Source organism: Halobacteriovorax sp. (assembly GCF_041587335.1).
Lineage (GTDB): Bacteria > Bdellovibrionota > Bacteriovoracia > Bacteriovoracales > Bacteriovoracaceae > Halobacteriovorax.
The window spans coordinates 1-2,165 of record NZ_JBFGYP010000256.1 but is presented as its reverse complement, the minus strand read 5'-3'; the positions used below and the strand labels follow the sequence as shown (position 1 = coordinate 2,165).

Genomic DNA, 2,165 nt, shown 5'->3' with positions numbered 1-2,165 from the left:
TTAGTCGATAATAGAAATGCCTTCAGAGAGATAGAGCTTACTAGTATCTATTTTAAAGGGATCGCTAATAAATAGTGCGCTAGAGATATCTTTATTTGTCCTTTTTACTGCAACTCTTATTCTATGATAATAGCTCTCATTGTATTCTGCATCACATATCTCTTTTGTTAACTCTTCTAAACCTATTTCAGACTTTCCTTTAGCGCTCCAGAATAAATAAAAAGCCTTTCTACATTAAAGGCAAAGTTAAGTGTCACGACTAATTAGTTCTCTAAGGCTATCTTGGTTTAGACTTCTTGCGTTATTGCAAAAACATTTACTTTGAATCTATAGTGGCTGCGCTAAAGTTTTGAAAAATTTAAAAGTGAGTTTCAAATTGAAGATAGAATTTCCAAAAGAATACTTTGTTGAAATTGAGTCAGACGAGTATAGAGAAGGACGAATTTCTGTAAATAAAATCGATGATGGCTTTATGGCCGAAATAGATATCGTACAGATTGAGACACGTAAAATCTGGAAGCACGTTAAATCTATCTTCGGTAGAGAAACTGCTCATGACGCACTTGAAGATGCCTCTTTCTATCTTGGAAAGTTTTTAAGGGGAGAGTCAATAGATTGACCCGCAAAATGCAGCTCTGTCATAAAAATGGCTGACGAGGTGCGTTTTATTAGCAGTGAAAACAGGTAGTTATGATGGCTTGATGTTTTTCAAAAGTTGGCACACCTCTTGCTATATATATTGTGTGTGTGTAGGAGTTACGAAGAAAGGATTTTTTCATATCTCCAAAAAATGTCTCTCAAAAAAGACCCATGGATTTATTCATGGGTTTTTTTTTGTCTATTTTTTAGAGAAATGGCCCTATTAAAGAAGCTATAGTTCTAGAACCCTTACTCGATAAATTATCAAAGATTGGATTATATTCATAAATCCCACAAAATTTTCTAGCCTGAGGTAGGGAGTAGTACCAAGAGAATATATCTCTTACGAAACTTATTTGTAGACCGTTGTGATTAACTGCACTAACGGCCTCCATGGACTCGGAACTAATAGCATCGCAGTCTAAGCTAAGGACTATTGTATATTCAGAATAATTTTTTGTTAGAGTATCTAGAAATTGTGCCGTGGTAGTATAGTTTGAAGTTTCTCTTCTTAACTGAGATACAGTGTAAACTTCCATTTCACTATTTTTTAGTTCTTTATAATTACTCTCTTCATTTGCGAAGTCATGTATTCCAAGTTGAATTATTTTAAAATGTCCCTTGGCCTCATTTGCAAATTGTCTAAATGGAGTTCCCGAGTGAAAGAGGGGATCTACTCGTGTGTCCAGGTGGGCATCAAGGTTAATCACTAATATATTTTTTGAAGTAGAGTCGATGGCCTTTAAGAAAGGGTAGATGTGATCATGACCTCCTCCTAAATGCCAAAGGTTTGCTTCAGTTTCTTTAGCAACTTTTGAAATTGTTGCTACATCTTCTGCTTGTTGGTCATTAAATGATTTACTTGAATTTTGCTCTCTAATTGACTTATAAGCGCTAGCCCTTTGCTTGTGAGCAGTCATCTTTAGAAGAGTGTTGAGAATCGCCTTTGGACCATAGGCCGATCCTCTTCTCCCACCATTTCTAACAACTCCTAAATCTGACTGACTGAGGAGTAGAACATTGCTCAATGCCTTACTATCAATAATATCTAGCTGATCTATTTTTATTTTAGATGAACTTCTCTTATTTAGTTGTGCTTGTATTCCAGTGATATCTTCTTTCATGCGCGCATCATAGTGTAATAAATTAATTTAGGCAAAACCTCGTATGAATTTAATAAATCTATATGCTTGAGCAATTCCCTAATGCGAGCTAACATATTAAGATATGGATAAAACATGGTTTATTTTTCAGTCAGATCATCATTTAGGGCCATTTTCAACAGTTGAAGTTTTGGAAATGTTAGACTCTGGAAAAATTGATGACGAAGTTCCTCTTTGGAAAGAGGGAGTTGATAACTGGCGCCCTTTGAAGGAATTTGAAGAGTTTTATCCAATAGCAGACGAGGAAGAAGAGATTCTGCCAGATGTTGAGGATCTAGAAGTGCTTCCACCTAATGTGGAAGAAGTCATAGACTTATTTCCTGAATTAGAAGAGATTGATGAGCAATTAGAAGTTGTTGAAGA

General features: G+C 35.4%; 3 protein-coding genes. 2 read left to right on the top strand and 1 reads right to left on the bottom strand.

Annotation, left to right across the window (positions count from 1 at the left end):
• Window positions 1–349 precede the first annotated feature (349 nt).
• Entirely contained in the window at window positions 350–619 is a 270-nt protein-coding gene (locus ABX784_RS17115; RefSeq protein WP_372656276.1) for a hypothetical protein, read from the top strand.
• A gap of 226 nt (window positions 620–845) precedes the next feature.
• Here the strand turns inward: ABX784_RS17115 and ABX784_RS17110 are convergent, their stop codons facing one another.
• A complete protein-coding gene (locus ABX784_RS17110; RefSeq protein ID WP_372656275.1) occupies window positions 846–1,763 on the bottom strand; it encodes an arginase family protein in 918 nt (305 codons plus the stop codon).
• 103 nt (window positions 1,764–1,866) lie between these two features.
• On the opposite strand from ABX784_RS17110, the gene ABX784_RS17105 reads away from it, so the two are divergent.
• The coding region (locus ABX784_RS17105) for a DUF4339 domain-containing protein (protein WP_372656274.1) at window positions 1,867–2,165 on the top strand (299 nt) is incomplete at its 3' end.

Excerpts from the sequence above, each read along its gene's own strand:
- ABX784_RS17110 (WP_372656275.1), bottom strand. The coding sequence starts at position 1,763 with ATGAAAGAAGATATCACTGGAATACAAGCACAACTAAATAAGAGAAGT.